General features: G+C 61.2%; 12 protein-coding genes. All 12 read left to right on the forward strand.

Annotated elements, in window-relative coordinates:
- Positions 1-637: 637 nt before the first annotated feature.
- Entirely contained in the window at positions 638-1,411 is a 774-nt protein-coding gene (gene rfbF / locus F8N49_RS01815; RefSeq protein ID WP_071171418.1) for a glucose-1-phosphate cytidylyltransferase, read from the forward strand.
- Complete coding sequence (gene rfbG / locus F8N49_RS01820) at positions 1,393-2,475, forward strand: CDP-glucose 4,6-dehydratase (RefSeq protein ID WP_151550678.1); 1,083 nt, start codon at positions 1,393-1,395, stop codon at positions 2,473-2,475. The genes rfbF and rfbG overlap by 19 nt, the downstream gene beginning before the upstream one ends.
- Positions 2,472-3,032 carry a dTDP-4-dehydrorhamnose 3,5-epimerase family protein gene (locus F8N49_RS01825; RefSeq protein WP_071171420.1) on the forward strand — a complete coding sequence of 187 codons (561 nt, stop codon included), beginning with the start codon at positions 2,472-2,474 and terminating at the stop codon, positions 3,030-3,032. The genes rfbG and F8N49_RS01825 overlap by 4 nt, the downstream gene beginning before the upstream one ends.
- Complete coding sequence (locus F8N49_RS01830) at positions 3,029-4,255, forward strand: class I SAM-dependent methyltransferase (protein ID WP_122752069.1); 1,227 nt, start codon at positions 3,029-3,031, stop codon at positions 4,253-4,255. The genes F8N49_RS01825 and F8N49_RS01830 overlap by 4 nt, the downstream gene beginning before the upstream one ends.
- On the forward strand, positions 4,252-5,109 hold the full coding sequence (locus tag F8N49_RS01835) for an NAD(P)-dependent oxidoreductase (RefSeq protein ID WP_151550679.1): 858 nt from the start codon (positions 4,252-4,254) through the stop codon (positions 5,107-5,109). Before F8N49_RS01830 ends, F8N49_RS01835 begins: the two co-directional genes overlap by 4 nt.
- A gap of 63 nt (positions 5,110-5,172) precedes the next feature.
- Positions 5,173-5,907 (forward strand): cephalosporin hydroxylase family protein, encoded by a 735-nt coding sequence (locus F8N49_RS01840; protein WP_122698914.1) that lies wholly within the window; start codon positions 5,173-5,175, stop codon positions 5,905-5,907.
- A gap of 52 nt (positions 5,908-5,959) precedes the next feature.
- Positions 5,960-8,875: a TIGR00180 family glycosyltransferase gene (locus F8N49_RS01845; protein ID WP_151550680.1), complete on the forward strand. Its 2,916-nt coding sequence runs from the start codon at positions 5,960-5,962 to the stop codon at positions 8,873-8,875.
- Positions 8,876-8,897: 22 nt separating this feature from the next.
- Positions 8,898-9,899: a UDP-N-acetylglucosamine 4,6-dehydratase (inverting) gene (pseB, locus tag F8N49_RS01850; protein WP_110645058.1), complete on the forward strand. Its 1,002-nt coding sequence runs from the start codon at positions 8,898-8,900 to the stop codon at positions 9,897-9,899.
- Positions 9,896-11,059 (forward strand): UDP-4-amino-4,6-dideoxy-N-acetyl-beta-L-altrosamine transaminase, encoded by a 1,164-nt coding sequence (pseC, locus tag F8N49_RS01855; RefSeq protein ID WP_151550681.1) that lies wholly within the window; start codon positions 9,896-9,898, stop codon positions 11,057-11,059. The genes pseB and pseC overlap by 4 nt, the downstream gene beginning before the upstream one ends.
- Before the next feature lie 6 nt (positions 11,060-11,065).
- Positions 11,066-11,761, forward strand: coding sequence for a pseudaminic acid cytidylyltransferase (gene pseF, locus F8N49_RS01860; protein ID WP_151550682.1), 696 nt, complete (start codon positions 11,066-11,068; stop codon positions 11,759-11,761).
- Positions 11,758-13,263 carry a UDP-2,4-diacetamido-2,4,6-trideoxy-beta-L-altropyranose hydrolase gene (gene pseG, locus F8N49_RS01865; protein WP_151550683.1) on the forward strand — a complete coding sequence of 502 codons (1,506 nt, stop codon included), beginning with the start codon at positions 11,758-11,760 and terminating at the stop codon, positions 13,261-13,263. The genes pseF and pseG overlap by 4 nt, the downstream gene beginning before the upstream one ends.
- Positions 13,256-14,308, forward strand: coding sequence for a pseudaminic acid synthase (gene pseI / locus F8N49_RS01870; RefSeq protein WP_122602236.1), 1,053 nt, complete (start codon positions 13,256-13,258; stop codon positions 14,306-14,308). The genes pseG and pseI overlap by 8 nt, the downstream gene beginning before the upstream one ends.
- Positions 14,309-14,367 lie beyond the last annotated feature (59 nt).

A 14,367-nucleotide genomic window follows, 5' to 3' on the forward strand; every position in this document is an offset into this window, starting at 1 on the left:
CCTTTTTTTTGGGGCCTTGGCGGCCTTTGGGCCGACCAGGCTTTGGGCCGTTTGGGTGAAAATCCGTTGCTTCGGTAGCGGCTGCTGGCGGTTTCGCCTGACGGCGACTTACTTTTGTACAAGCCCCGAGCCCAAAAAAAGTAAGCAAAAACGCTTGCTCCTACGTTCGGCCCTCGCAGGCTCGGGTTCCTTCGCTCCGGGACTGATCCGGGCGCAGCGGCTACGGTTTGCTTCGCTGCACCTCCTTCCGCTGTGTCTGGCTGCGCCAGACGGTCGCTGCGCTCCCACGCCCGGATCAATCCCTCCACTCAGCCTTCCGACGTCGCCGCTGGATCAAAAGCACTCCGGCGTTGGAAAATGGAATCGCTGGAAGAGCGAAACCGCCAGCGGCAACACCCCCAGCAACGGATATGCCCCCAAACAAAAACCTCTGCCATCTCTCGAGGCAACCCCGATCAGCTCATCTCCCAAAACCCGACTCTGAGCTGGCGCGTTTCCTGCAAGTCCCCCTCAAATCGCCATAAAACGAGCGCTCGCGGTCATTTCGCTGCGCCTGAAGTGGCGGAAGGTTTAGCCAGAAGGCCCGCAACGCTCAACAAGGCCATGCGCAGCCCGGTGAAGAACAAGAGGGGAGACGATGAAGGCAGTAATTTTGGCGGGTGGCCTTGGCACGCGCATCAGCGAAGAGTCGCACCTCAAGCCCAAGCCGATGATCGAGATCGGCGGCAAGCCAATTCTCTGGCACATCATGAAGCAGTATTCCGCCCATGGGATCCACGACTTCGTCATCTGCCTGGGCTACAAGGGCTACGCGATCAAGGACTTCTTCGCCAACTATTTCCTGCACACCTCCGACGTCACCTTCAACATGCGCGAGAACCGCATGGATGTGCACCAGAACTACAGCGAGCCGTGGAGCGTGACCCTCATCGATACCGGCGAGGAGACCATGACCGGTGGACGCCTGTTGCGTGCCGGCCGTTATCTGCAGGATGACGAAGCGTTCTGCTTCACCTACGGCGACGGCGTTTCTGATCTGAACATCCGTCAGTTGGTCGATTACCACAAGGGCCATGGCCGTTTGGCCACCGTCACCGCCGTGCAGCCACCGGGGCGCTACGGTGCACTTGAGCGTCAAGGCGATCAGGTCCTTGGCTTCACTGAAAAACCCCGGGGCGACGGCGGCTGGATCAATGGCGGCTTCTTCGTTCTGTCGCCGAAAGTCTTGCCCTACATCGCTGGCGATGAAACCACTTGGGAAGCCGAGCCATTGGCGCGTCTGGCCCGCGAGGAGCAACTGAAAGCGTTTGAACACGACGGTTTCTGGCAACCCATGGACACCCTGCGTGACAAGAACCATCTCGAAGCGCTGTGGCAGAGCGGGGAGGCCCCATGGAAGCAATGGGCCTGAGTGCGGAGTTCTGGCGTGGCAAACGCGTCCTGGTCACCGGACACACTGGATTCAAAGGCAGTTGGCTGACCCTGTGGCTGCAAAGCCTTGGTGCGCAAGTCAGCGGTTTTTCTCTGGATCCATCGACCGAACCGAGCCTGTTCGAACTGGCGCGCGTGCACGAAGGCATCAATGATCAACGCGGCGATCTGCGTGACCTCGGCGCCTTGCTGGAAATCATCGCCGAGACCGAGCCTGAAATCGTCCTGCATCTGGCGGCGCAGCCGTTGGTGCGCGAGGGCTATCGCGATCCGCTTGGCACCTATTCAAGCAATGTCATGGGTACGCTGAACCTGCTCGAAGCGATTCGTCAGGTCGGCGGCGTGCGCGCCTGTGTGCTGGTGACCACCGACAAGGTCTACGCCAACAAGGAATGGCTGTGGCCGTACCGCGAAGACGAAGCCCTTGGTGGCCACGATCCTTACAGCAGCAGCAAGGCCTGCTGCGAATTGCTCGCGCAGTCCTACGCCGCGTCGTTCTTCCCGGCGGACAAACATGCCGAACATGGTTTGGCCCTGGCGACGGCACGCGCCGGCAACGTGCTGGGCGGTGGTGATTTTGCGCCAGAGAGACTGATTCCCGACGTGTTGAAAGCATGGACCGCCGACGAGCCAGTGACCCTGCGTTACCCGCAAGCGGTGCGCCCGTGGCAGCACGCGCTGGAACCGCTGGCCGGATATCTGCAACTGGCTGCCGCGCTCTACGAACACGGCCCGGAATACGCCGGCGCGTGGAACTTCGGTCCCGGTGAGGCCGACATGTGCAGCGTCGGTGAAGTGGTCGAACTGCTCGCCAACCGTTGGCCGCAGGCCCGTGGTCTGCGTATCGAACCGAGTGAACTGCACGAAGCCGGTCTGCTGCGGCTGGACAGCAGCCGCGCGCGGCAGGTGCTTGGATGGAAGCCGCGCTGGTCGTTGCAGGCGTGCCTGGCGCAGACCCTCGATTGGCATCTGGCGTGGCAGAACGGCGATGACATGCGCGCCGTAACTCTGGGCCAATTGAAACTTTACCGAGGCGCGATGTGAGCGAGTTTTCCCTGCAAGCGTTGCCGCTGGCCGGTCTGTTCTGCGTTCAGCACAAGCGCTTCGAAGATCAGCGCGGGCACTTTGCCCGGTTGTTCTGCGAGGGCAGCCTGAGTGCGTTCGGCAGCGCTTTCCACATCCGTCAGATCAACCATTCCTGCACCCGCGAGAAGGGCAGTGTGCGTGGCCTGCATTACCAGAATGCCAACGCCCCGGAAGCCAAACTGATCACGTGCCTGCGCGGTGAAGTCTGGGATGTTGCGGTGGATCTGCGCCCGGGGTCGGAGACGTTTCTGCACTGGCATGCCGAGCACTTGAAGGCGGGCGATGGCCGCAGCCTGTTGATTCCGGCAGGTTTCGCTCATGGCTTTCAGACGCTTACCGAGGACGCCGAATTGCTCTATCTGCACAGCGCCGATTACGCGCCGGAGCACGAGGGCGGCTTGTCGGTGACTGATCCGCGGCTGGCGATTGCCTGGCCGTTGCCTGTCAATAATTTGTCAGCGCGTGACTCCAGCCATCCCGCGCTTGATCAACACTTTGCTGGAGTGCGTCTATGAATTGCCGTGGGTGCGCCGCACCGCTGAGCCTGCCGCTGATCGACCTCGGCACTTCGCCGCCGTCCAACGCCTACGTGCATGCCGATCGCCTGGAGCAGGCCGAGCAATGGGTCCCGCTCAAAGTCGCGGTGTGCGAGCAATGCTGGCTGGTGCAGACCGAGGATTACACCAGTGCCGACAGCCTGTTTGATGCCGAGTACGCCTACTTCAGTTCGTTCTCCAGTACTTGGCTGAATCACGCCGAGCGCTATGTCGCCGAGATGAGCGAGCGCTTCGGGCTGAACGCCGACAGCCGTGTCGTCGAGGTCGCCGCCAACGACGGTTACCTGCTGCAATACGTCGCCGCGCGCGGCATCCCGTGTCTGGGCGTCGAGCCGACTCGCAGCACCGCACAGGCTGCACGGGAAAAAGGCCTGGAGATTCGCGAGCTGTTCTTCGGCCGCGACACCGCCACGCAATTGCGCAGCGAAGGCTGGAGCGCCGACCTGATGGCGGCCAACAACGTGCTCGCGCATGTGCCGGACATCAACGATTTCCTCGCCGGCTTCGCGACGTTGCTCAAGCCGACCGGCGTCGCCACCTTCGAGTTTCCGCAACTGCTGACGCTGATGGCCGGCGCGCAGTTCGACACGCTGTATCACGAACATTATTCCTACCTGTCGCTGACCGCCGTGCAGACCCTGTGCGAGCGCAATGGCCTGGAAGTGTTCGACGTCAGCCAGTTGAGCACTCACGGCGGCTCGCTGCGCGTATTCGTGCAGCGCAAGGACGGCCAGCGCCGCGCTGTTCTCCCGGCAGTTCAGCAACAATTGCAGGCCGAACTCGCTGCCGGGGTAAAAACCCCTGAGTACTACGCGACCCTCGCGCCTGCTGCCGAACGCATCAAACATGACCTGCTGCGCTTCCTGTTGCAGGCCAAAGCCGACGGCAAACGTGTGGTCGGTTACGGCGCGGCGGCCAAGGGCAATACCTTGCTCAACTACGCCGGAGTCAAAGCGGATCTGCTGTCCTGGGTGGCCGATGCCAACCCGCACAAACAGGGCAAGTTCTTGCCGGGCAGTCGCATCCCGATTGTTGCGCCAGCGCAGATCGACATTGAGCAACCGGACTACGTGCTGGTGCTGCCCTGGAACCTGCTGCACGAAGTCAGTCAGCAACTGGCGCAGGTGCGTCAGTGGGACGGGCGCTTCGTCATCGCCGTGCCTGAGTTGAAAGTGCTGTGAAAGTTCTGGTCACTGGCGCCACGGGCTTTGTCGGTCGGCATCTGGTTGCCGCATTGCTTGCGCGCGGCTGTGAAGTTCGCGCGGTGGCGCGCAATGCCGAAACGGCGCGAAGCATGCCGTGGATCGAGGACGTCGAGTTCGTCAGCGCGGATATTCACGCTGCCGATCTGAATGTCGTCGCGCTGACCGAAGGCATCGACGCACTCGTGCATCTGGCCTGGCCGGGGCTGCCGAACTATCGGGCGCTGTTTCATTTCGAGCACAACCTGATGGCCGATTACCGCTTTATCAAAAGCGCGGTCGAGGCGGGCGTGCAGCAGGTGCTGGTGACCGGCACCTGCTTCGAATACGGCATGCAGAGCGGCCCGCTCAGCGAGTCAACCGAGACACGGCCGAGCAATCCGTACGGTCTGGCCAAACATACGCTGCACCTGTTTCTGCAGAATTTGCAGCAGGAGCAACCGTTCACCCTGCAATGGGCGCGCTTGTTCTATTTGCACGGCGCAGGGCAGAACCCAAACAGCCTGTTGGCCGCGCTGGACCGGGCAATCGATAGCGGTGAGCCGACCTTCAACATGTCGGCCGGTGAGCAGTTGCGCGATTTCCTCGCAATTGAAATTGCCGCGAGTCACCTCGCCGCGATCCTCCATCAGCGCGATTTCGCTGGCGTAGTCAACTGTGCCAGCGGTCAACCGGTGTCGGTGCGTGCGCTGGTCGAACAGCGCTTGCGCGAGCGTGGCGCAACGCTGGATTTGAACCTCGGCCACTATCCCTATCCGACCCACGAGCCCATGGCGTTCTGGGCTGTGGTGGAGCGGTTACAAAAATTACTCGAGGCGCAGCGCAGCGACTGATGCGCCTGCCGCGAAGGCCTTTTGGCCATGTGCAAACCCAATGAATTTTCAGTGAGACCAACAATGAGCGATAACCTGATCAAAGCCTTCGAAGCAGAGTGCCAGGCTGAAGTGGTTGCCCAAGGCCAGAACCAGGAACTCAAGGCGCTGGCCCAGCAGTTCTATAACGAGTCGGCCAAGCACAAGTACACCTATCACTTTTCGTGGATGGGTCGCCCGATCATTCAATTGCCGCAAGACATGATGGCGATGCAGGAACTGATCTGGCGGATAAAACCGGACCTGGTCATCGAGTGCGGTATCGCTCATGGCGGTTCGATCATTTACTACGCTTCGTTGCTGGAGCTGCAGGGCCATGGCGAAGTGCTCGGCATTGATCGCGATATCCGCGCGCACAACCGTGAGGCCATCGAAAGTCATCCGATGATCAAGCGCATCAGCATGATCGAAGGTTCCAGCCTCGACCCGGCGGTGGCCGAGCAGGTGCGGCAGGCGGCTGCCAGCAAGAAAGTCATCGTGGTGCTCGACTCCAACCATACCCACGAACACGTCCTGGAAGAGTTGCGTCTCTACGCACCATTGGTGTCGGTGGACAGCTATTGCGTGGTCATGGACACCGTCGTCGAGGACATGCCGGCCGATGCTTTCCCGGATCGTCCGTGGGGCCCGGGTGACAACCCGAAGACTGCGGTGTGGGCTTATCTCAAGGAAAACGCTGATTTTGAGATCGATCAGCAGATGCAGGACAAGTTGCTGATCACCGTTGCTTCGGACGGTTATCTGCGTCGGGTTCGTTGACAGTTTTTTCATTACAGCGTTTTCGCACGGTTTGATCGCGGCAGGAGAAGTTATGCAAGGCAAGTACGGTTCTGAAAACACGCTGCCATTGAGCGAGTTGCTGACAGTGGTACTGATCACCCACAACCGCCCGGCTTTTTTGCGCCGAGCGCTGCAGTACTACAGCAGCCTGCCTTGCAAGGTGCTGGTGCTGGATTCTTCCCCCGAGCGCCCGGAAGGCGATTTTTCGGCGGTCGATTATCAGCACCTGCCGCAATTTGCCTACTGGGGCATGCAGGCCAAACTGACTTACGGCGTTGCGCAGTTGACCACGCCGTACATGGTGTTTGCCGCCGACGACGACTTCATACTGCATGAGTCGCTGGCCGAATCGGTCAACTTCCTCGAAGCGAACCGCGACTACGGGCTGTGCCACGGCTATTGCCTGATGTACCTGGCACTGGCGGGCAGCGTCAGTTATTACCGTCGCGACAAGAAAGTCTGTGAAGACTACGCATCCGAGCGCGCCGAGGATCGTGTCCTCGATTTCATGCACCAGTACGTACCGCCGTTTTATGGCGTGTGCCGTACTTCGATCGTTCAGGACTGGTACGCCGCGTTGCCGGCGGGAACCAGCTTCGAATGGCAGGAAATCGGCCACACCTATTATCTGTTGGCAAACGCCAAGGCGCGGATCCTGCCGATTCCGTATGTCGTGCGCGAGATCAACATCGGCTTCTCTGACCACAACACCGAGGTCTATCACGCACTGTCCTACACCGATGCCAAGTCGGTGGCCGAACGGGAAGCCTTCGCCGAATTCCTTGCGTCCTTGCCGACCGCCATCACCGATATCGATCAGGCGCAGCGCAAGGCATTTGCCCTGAAAAGCTTCGAGGCCATGACCGACAGTCTGGTCTCTGGGCGTGCGTTGACGACCGAGCTGATTTTCGAGTCGACCTGGAACAACTTCACCAAGGCACCTGAACGCAAATTCGGCCCACGGCAATACGTCGAGATGCCGTTTTACAACCAGCACTTCTTCGACTTGCTGACCCAGTTCGAATTCCTCCTGCATGCGATGCCCGCCGGGCGTATTCAGCTTGAAAAGCTTGAAGGCGTCTGGACCCGGCAGGAGTATCTGCTGCAGGCGCGTAATAACGACACCCCTGAAAGTGTCACCGACCGGCTGTGGCAAGCTCATGACAGCAACGCGTTCAACCGTCACGTGGTCAAGCGTCTGGCCGAGCAACTTCAGCTGGTTGGCGAGGAAGTGCCTGCACAGGAAATGCTCGAGTGGGACGCGCGTCTTGAAGCCGTGTCGAACCTTGATCACTACCCGCTCTTCCGCAAGATGCGCTCGGGGCGTTTGCTCGATTGGCTGGCGGCGCGCAAGCCTGACGCCGAACAGGCTGGGTCAATTGCTGCGCGTCTGGCCGCCAGCAACGGCGGCCCGCAATTCGGTATTTTCCTGCTTGACCTGGATGACAGTGTCGAGAAGCTGCAAATCACGCTCGACAGCCTTGTCGAAGGGATCAGCAAAGCTTTCAAGATTGTAGTCTTCACCACGGGTGAGCCGCAGACCGCGACTACCGCGCAAAACACCTTGCATTTTGTTCGGGTTACGCCGGGCAATCTTGTCGACAAGCTCAACCAGAGCGCTGCGCAGTCGCCTTGCGACTGGTTGTTGCTGGCGAACGTGGGTGATGAATTCACTCCGGCCGGCCTTGCCCGCGCGGGTCTGGAACTGATGTCGGCCAGCGGCATTCGCGCGGTGGCGACGGATGAAATTCAGCGCACTGCCGAAGGAGCACTGGTCGACGTGTTCCGCCCTGGTTTCAACCTTGATCTGCTGCAAAGCGTGCCATCGCTGATGGCGCGGCACTGGCTGATCCGTCGCGAAGTGTTGCTTGAAGCGGGTGGCTATCAGGCCGACTTCAGCAAAGCGCTGGAATTCGATCTGTTGCTGCGCATCATCGAACAGGGCGGCCTCGACGGTCTGGCGCACCTCGACGAGCCGCTGCTGATCACCGAGCAGGCGCCTCTGGAAGAAAACACCCATGAACGCCTGGCGCTGCTGCGTCATTTGGGCAATCGCGGTTACAAAGCCAAAGTTACATCGACCACGCCGGGCACGTGGCAGATCGATTATCGCCATACCGAACAGCCGCTGGTGTCGATCATTGTGCCGGTCATTGATGATCTGCCTGCACTGCGTCGCTGCGTGGAAGGCGTGCTGCTGCGCACCCGTTACAGCCGCTACGAAGTGCTGTTGGCCGCCAACGCCAACCAGTCGGCAGCGGTCAACGACTGGCTGGGAACGCTGCGCCATGCCAAGGTCAATGTCCTGCGCGCCGACCAGCCGCTGAGCGAAGTCGGCTTGTTCAACGCCGCCAGTGAGCAGGCGCAAGGTGAATACCTGGTGCTGCTGGCCGCGGACAGCGAAGTGGTCAACCCGAACTGGATCGATTCGCTGCTCAACCATGCCCAGCGTCCTGAAGTCGGCATCGTCGGCGCCAAACTCGTCGATCGCGATGGCAAAGTCGCCAATGCCGGTCTGATTCTTGGTCTGAACGAAGGCGTGGGTTCGCCTTTCATCGGCGAGCAACACAAGGCCGTGGGCTACATGCAGCGGCTGGTTGTCGAGCAGAATTATTCGGCCGTCTCCAGGGTGTGCCTGATGGTTGGCAAAGAGCTGTTCAATGCCCTTTGCGGCCTCGACGAAGCGACCTTCGCTGACGGCTATGCCGATGTCGATCTGTGCCTGAAGGCCGGTCAGGCCGGTTACCTCACCGTGTGGACGCCACTGGTGCAGGTGCTGCACACCGGCGAGCTGCCACAGGCGGCAGTGGCATTGGCGGCATTGCGTGAAAAATGGCCCGACGCCTTTGCCCAGGATCCGGCGTACAACGCCAACCTGGCCCTGAGCGGCAAAGGTTTCACTCTGGGCGAAAACGCCTCGATCAATTGGGCGCAGTTGCTCGCCTGAGCAGGCCGACAGGAACTACAACATGTTCAACGGACAATCGATTTTCATCTCCGGCGGCACCGGCTCGTTCGGGCGCAACTTCATTCGCCGCTTGCTCGAGCAATACCAGCCCAAGCGCGTGGTGGTGTTCTCCCGCGACGAGCTCAAGCAATACGAAATGCAGCAGACCTTCAATGCACCGTGCATGCGTTATTTCATCGGCGACGTGCGTGACGCCGAGCGCTTGCGTCAGGCCATGCGCGGCATCGATTACGTAGTGCATGCCGCCGCGTTGAAGCAGGTGCCGGCGGCGGAGTACAACCCGACCGAATGCATTCGCACCAACGTCAACGGCGCGGAGAACATCATCGCCGCCGCCATCGACAACGGTGTGAAAAAAGTCGTGGCGCTGTCCACCGACAAGGCCGCCAGCCCAATCAATCTGTACGGCGCGACCAAGTTGCTCTCGGACAAATTGTTCGTCGCCGCCAACAACATTGCCGGCGAGCAGCAGACCCGATTCGCCGTAGTACGCTACGGCAATGTCGCCGGTTCGCGCGGCTCGGTAGTGCCGTTCTTCAGCAAGCTGATCGCTGACGGCGCGCAAGAATTGCCGATCACCGACGAGCGCATGACGCGGTTCTGGATCACCCTCGACCACGGCGTGCAGTTCGTCCTCGACAGCTTCGCCCGCATGCATGGCGGCGAAGTGTTCGTGCCGAAGATCCCGTCGATCCGCATCGTCGATCTGGCGCGCGGCATGGCCGAGCATCTGCCACACAAGAACGTCGGCATTCGTCCCGGTGAGAAGCTGCACGAACTGATGGTGCCGCTGGACGATGCGCGCATGACCCTTGAGTTTGACGACCATTACACGATTCAGCCGTCGATTCGTTTTACCAGCGTCGACGTCGATTTCGCGGTCGATAAACTCGGTGAACGTGGCCGTGCAGTGGACGAGGATTTCGAGTATCGCTCGGACACCAACCCGCATTTCCTTTCAGTGGGGCAGATCGCCGATCTGCACGCGAAGCTGTCGGTATGATTCCTTACGGTCGGCAGAGCCTTGATCAGGCGGACATCGATGCGGTGGTCGAGGTGCTGCAATCGGACTGGCTGACTCAAGGGCCGACCATCGAACGCTTCGAGCAGGCCATGGCCGAGCGCTGTCAGGCCGATTTTTCCGTGGCGGTGTGCAATGCCACGGCGGCGCTGCACATTGCTTGTCTGGCCGCTGACCTGGGGCCGGGCGATCGCTTGTGGACCTCGCCGAATACGTTTCTGGCTTCGGCCAATTGCGGGCGTTATTGCGGCGCTGATGTTGATTTCGTCGACATCGATCCGCTGACCTGGAACCTCGATGCCTTTGCCCTTGAAGCGAAGCTCGAACAGGCCGAGCGCGACGGCACGTTGCCCAAAGTCCTCGTCGCCGTCGCGTTCTCCGGGCAGAGCTGCGATATGCGCAAGATCGCCGATCTGGCGGTGCGCTACAACTTCACTGTGATCGAAGACGCCTCGCACGCGGTGGGGGCGAGCTACGCCGGCCGCCCGGTCGGTTGCGGCGAATTTGCGGCAATGACGGTGTTCAGTTTTCACCCGGTGAAAATCATCACCAGCGCCGAAGGCGGCATGGTCCTGACCAATCGCCCGGTGCTGGCCGAACGTCTGCGACGCCTGCGCAGCCATGGCATGACCCGCGAAGCCGAGCACATGACCGAGCCCAGCCACGGGCCTTGGTATTACCAGCAAGTCGAGCTGGGCTTCAACTATCGGATCACCGATCTGCAAGCGGCGCTGGGCCTGTCGCAACTGGCCAAACTGGATGAGTTTGTTGCACGTCGCCGGGAACTGGCCGCACGTTACGATCAACTCCTCGCCTACCTGCCGCTGACCTTGCCGAGCGCGCAACCGGAGGCCGAATCGGCGTGGCACCTGTATGTGGTGCGCGTGCAGGTCGAGCGCTGCAACCTCAGTCATCGTCAGGTGTTTGAAGCTTTGCGTGCCGCCGGTATCGGCGTGAATCTGCACTATATTCCTGTGCATCTGCAGCCGTACTATCGCGAGCTGGGTTTTGCCGAGGGCGACTTTCCCGAGGCCGAGCGCTATTACGCCGAGGCGATCAGCTTGCCGCTGTTCCCTTTGCTCAGCGAAGCACAACAGGATCAGGTGGTCGAGCAACTGCGTCGGCTGCTACTGGAGGAGTAAGGCACCGTGAGCTGCGTCGCGATCATCCCCGCCCGTGGTGGCAGCAAGCGCATCCCGCGCAAGAATCTCAAACCGTTCGACGGCGTGCCGATGATCGTCCGCTCGATTCGCACGGCGCTGGAGTCAGGGCTGTTCGAGAGCGTTGTGGTCAGCACCGACGATGACGAAATCGCCGACGTCGCACGAGCACATGGCGCTGAAGTGCCATTCATGCGACCGGCCGATCTGGCCGATGATTTCACCGGTACCGCTGCGGTGATCGTGCATGCCTTGCAGCAATTGCCGACGTTCGATTACGCCTGTTGTGTATACGCGACTGCACCGTTGTTGCAGGCGCGTTATCTGCGTCAGGGTCTGGATTTGCTCAAGCAGCATCCGCACAAGTCGTTTGCCTTTTCGGTGTGCGGCTTCGGCTTCCCGGTGCAGCGCGCACTGACCCTCGACGAGGAGGGCGCGTTGACGTCTTTGTACCCCGAATTTCGTACGACCCGTTCGCAGGATCTGCCCGAAGCATTTCAGGATGCCGGGCAGTTTTACTGGGGGCGCAGCGAAGCGTGGTTGCGTGGCGAGACGCTGTTCTCGCCAGCGAGCCTGCCGATGATCCTGCCGCGTCATCTGGTCCAGGACATCGACACGCCCGAAGACTGGCAGCGCGCCGAATATCTGTACGCCGCACTCAGAGCCGGCGGAGAACTGCAATGAGAGTGCTGATCCGCGCCGACGCGTCGCCAACCATCGGCAGCGGCCACATCGCCCGTTGCCTGACCCTGGCGCGGGTGCTGCGCGGGCAGGGCAGTCATGTCGCATTCGCCTGTCGGCGTTTGCCGGGGCATCGACTGGATGCCCTGAATGCCGAGGGCTTCGAGACCTTCGCGCTGCCCGAGCGCTATCGCGACGAAGACCCGCTGCAGGCCATCGAATCGATGTTGCCGTGGCAGTTCGATATTGATGCACTGGGCCTGCTGCTGGATGGGCAGGCACCGTTCGACTGGATCATCGTCGACCATTACGGCCTCGATCATCACTGGCAAACCGCGGCCCGGCGCTGGGCGCATCGAATCGCCGCCGTGGATGATCTGGCCACGCGGCGTTACAGCGTCGATCTGCTGCTCAATCAGAACCTGTCCGGTCTTAGCGAAAACTACGCGCAGCTGCTCCCCCCAGGCTGTCGCACCTTGCTCGGCCCGCGCTACGCCATGTTGCGCGAAGAATTCAACTGCGATGCCATCGAGATCAAACCGAAGGCCCGGCGTGTGCTGGTGAATTTCGGCGGTTTCGACGCGGCGAGACAGACTCATCATGCGATGCTGGCGCTGGCTGATTTCACTGAGTTGCAGGTGGACTTCGTCGCTGGCGCCGACAACCCGGCGTGGACGCAGATGCAAGCGTTGGCCGAGACGCGACCGAACTGGCGCCTGCACAGTTTCGTTAGCGATTTCCATCAGCGCATGACTGAGGCCGATCTGTTTATCGGCGCTGGCGGAGGCACCAGTTGGGAGCGCGCGGCGCTGGGTTTGCCGACGATCTGCATCGCCGTGGCGAACAATCAGCAGGCCAACGGCGAAGTCATGGCCGCTGCCGGTGCGCATGTGTTCATGGGCGCCCGCGAGCAGGTCAGCGTCGAGCAGTTGCGTGATGCGGTCGGCTTCGTCGTGAACAATCATTTTTTGCGCCGCAGCCTCGCCGAGCGTTCGCGGCAACTGGTCGACGGACGCGGTGCCGAACGCGTGGCGGCGGCGCTAGCCGGCGCGGTGCTGAAACTGCGCCCGGCGACGCTGGACGATGCGCAGTTGCTGTTCGATGGGCGCAATGCTGAAGCGGTACGGCGCTGGTCGCTGGAAACCGGTGTGATCGATTGGACTCAGCATCTGAACTGGCTGACAGCGACCCTGCGCAATCCGCAACGGTTGCTGTTGATCGCCGAGGCGGACGACGGCCCGGTCGGGGTGCTGCGTTACGACTTGCGCGGGTTCGAAGCCGAAGTGTCGATTTATCTGCTGGAAGGGCGTTTCGGCCTCGGTTGGGGCAGGGCAGTGCTCAGCCGTGGCGAAGCGTTTGTCGCTGCGCACTGGCCGCAACTGACACGCATCACTGCCCGGGTCATGCCGGCCAATCAGTCCTCATTGAAAGTCTTTCGCGACGCCGGGTTCATCCAGGAAACCTGCGCGTTCAGCCGTGTTTTGAAGGATCACCCGCATGTCTAGTTTCAAGATTGGCCACCACACCATCGGTGCCGATGCGCCGCCGTTCATCATTGCCGAGATGAGCGGCAACCATAACCAGTCCCTCGCCGTCGCTCTGCAAATCGTCGAGGCGGCGGCCAAGGCCGGGGCGCATGCCTTGAAGCTGCAAACCTACACCGCCGAAACCATGACCCTGGATTTGGCTGAAGGTGAATTCTTCATCAAGGATCCGGGCAGTCTGTGGGCCGGCACGTCGCTCTACGATCTCTACGAAAAAGCCCACACACCGTGGGAGTGGCACGCGCCGATTTTTGCTCGGGCCAAGGAGTTGGGGATGCTCGCATTCTCGACGCCGTTCGATGACAGCGCGGTGGATTTTCTCGAAAGCCTTGAAGTGCCGGCGTACAAGATCGCCAGTTTCGAAAACACCGATCTGCCGCTGATCCGCCGTGTGGCGGCTACGGGCAAACCGCTGATCATCTCCACCGGCATGGCCAGCATCGCCGAACTGGATGAAACCGTGCGTGCCGCCCGCGAGGCCGGGTGCAAGGATCTGGTGTTGCTCAAGTGCACCAGCACTTATCCGGCCACGCCACTCAACAGCAATGTGCGCACGATCCCGCATCTGCGCGAGCTGTTTGGTTGCGAGGTGGGGCTGTCAGATCATTCGATGGGCGTTGGCGTGTCGGTGGCGGCGGTGGCGCTGGGGGCGACGGTGGTGGAGAAGCATTTCACCCTCGATCGTTCCGCCGGTGGCGTGGACGCGAGTTTCTCCCTGGAGCCTGCGGAGCTGGCCAGTCTGGTCGTCGAAACCGAGCGTGCCTGGCAGGCGATGGGGCGTGTTCAGTACGGTCCGACCGAGGCCGAGCGCAAGTCGCTGGTCTATCGCCGCTCGCTGTATGTCACCGCTGACATGGCTGCCGGTGAAGCCTTTACCGGGGACAATCTGCGCGCCATTCGTCCCGGCCTCGGTCTGCCGCCCAAGCACACCGAAGCCGTCCTCGGACGCCGTGCGCGCACCGCGATCAAGCGCGGTACGCCGCTGGACTGGTCGCTGGTCGAATAGGCCAATCTGCCATCGATTCGGCAAAATAGCGTGACCTGCGAGTCATAACGCGCATCTTC

Origin of the sequence: Pseudomonas sp. GXM4, from assembly GCF_008923895.1 — a bacterium.
Lineage (GTDB): Bacteria > Pseudomonadota > Gammaproteobacteria > Pseudomonadales > Pseudomonadaceae > Aquipseudomonas > Aquipseudomonas atacamensis.

Coding starts and splice junctions, on each gene's coding strand:
- rfbF (WP_071171418.1), top strand. CDS start 638: ATGAAGGCAGTAATTTTGGCGGGTGGCCTTGGCACGCGCATCAGCGAA.
- rfbG (WP_151550678.1), top strand. CDS start 1,393: ATGGAAGCAATGGGCCTGAGTGCGGAGTTCTGGCGTGGCAAACGCGTC.
- F8N49_RS01830 (WP_122752069.1), top strand. CDS start 3,029: ATGAATTGCCGTGGGTGCGCCGCACCGCTGAGCCTGCCGCTGATCGAC.
- F8N49_RS01840 (WP_122698914.1), top strand. CDS start 5,173: ATGAGCGATAACCTGATCAAAGCCTTCGAAGCAGAGTGCCAGGCTGAA.
- F8N49_RS01845 (WP_151550680.1), top strand. CDS start 5,960: ATGCAAGGCAAGTACGGTTCTGAAAACACGCTGCCATTGAGCGAGTTG.
- pseB (WP_110645058.1), top strand. CDS start 8,898: ATGTTCAACGGACAATCGATTTTCATCTCCGGCGGCACCGGCTCGTTC.
- pseC (WP_151550681.1), top strand. CDS start 9,896: ATGATTCCTTACGGTCGGCAGAGCCTTGATCAGGCGGACATCGATGCG.
- pseG (WP_151550683.1), top strand. CDS start 11,758: ATGAGAGTGCTGATCCGCGCCGACGCGTCGCCAACCATCGGCAGCGGC.
- pseI (WP_122602236.1), top strand. CDS start 13,256: ATGTCTAGTTTCAAGATTGGCCACCACACCATCGGTGCCGATGCGCCG.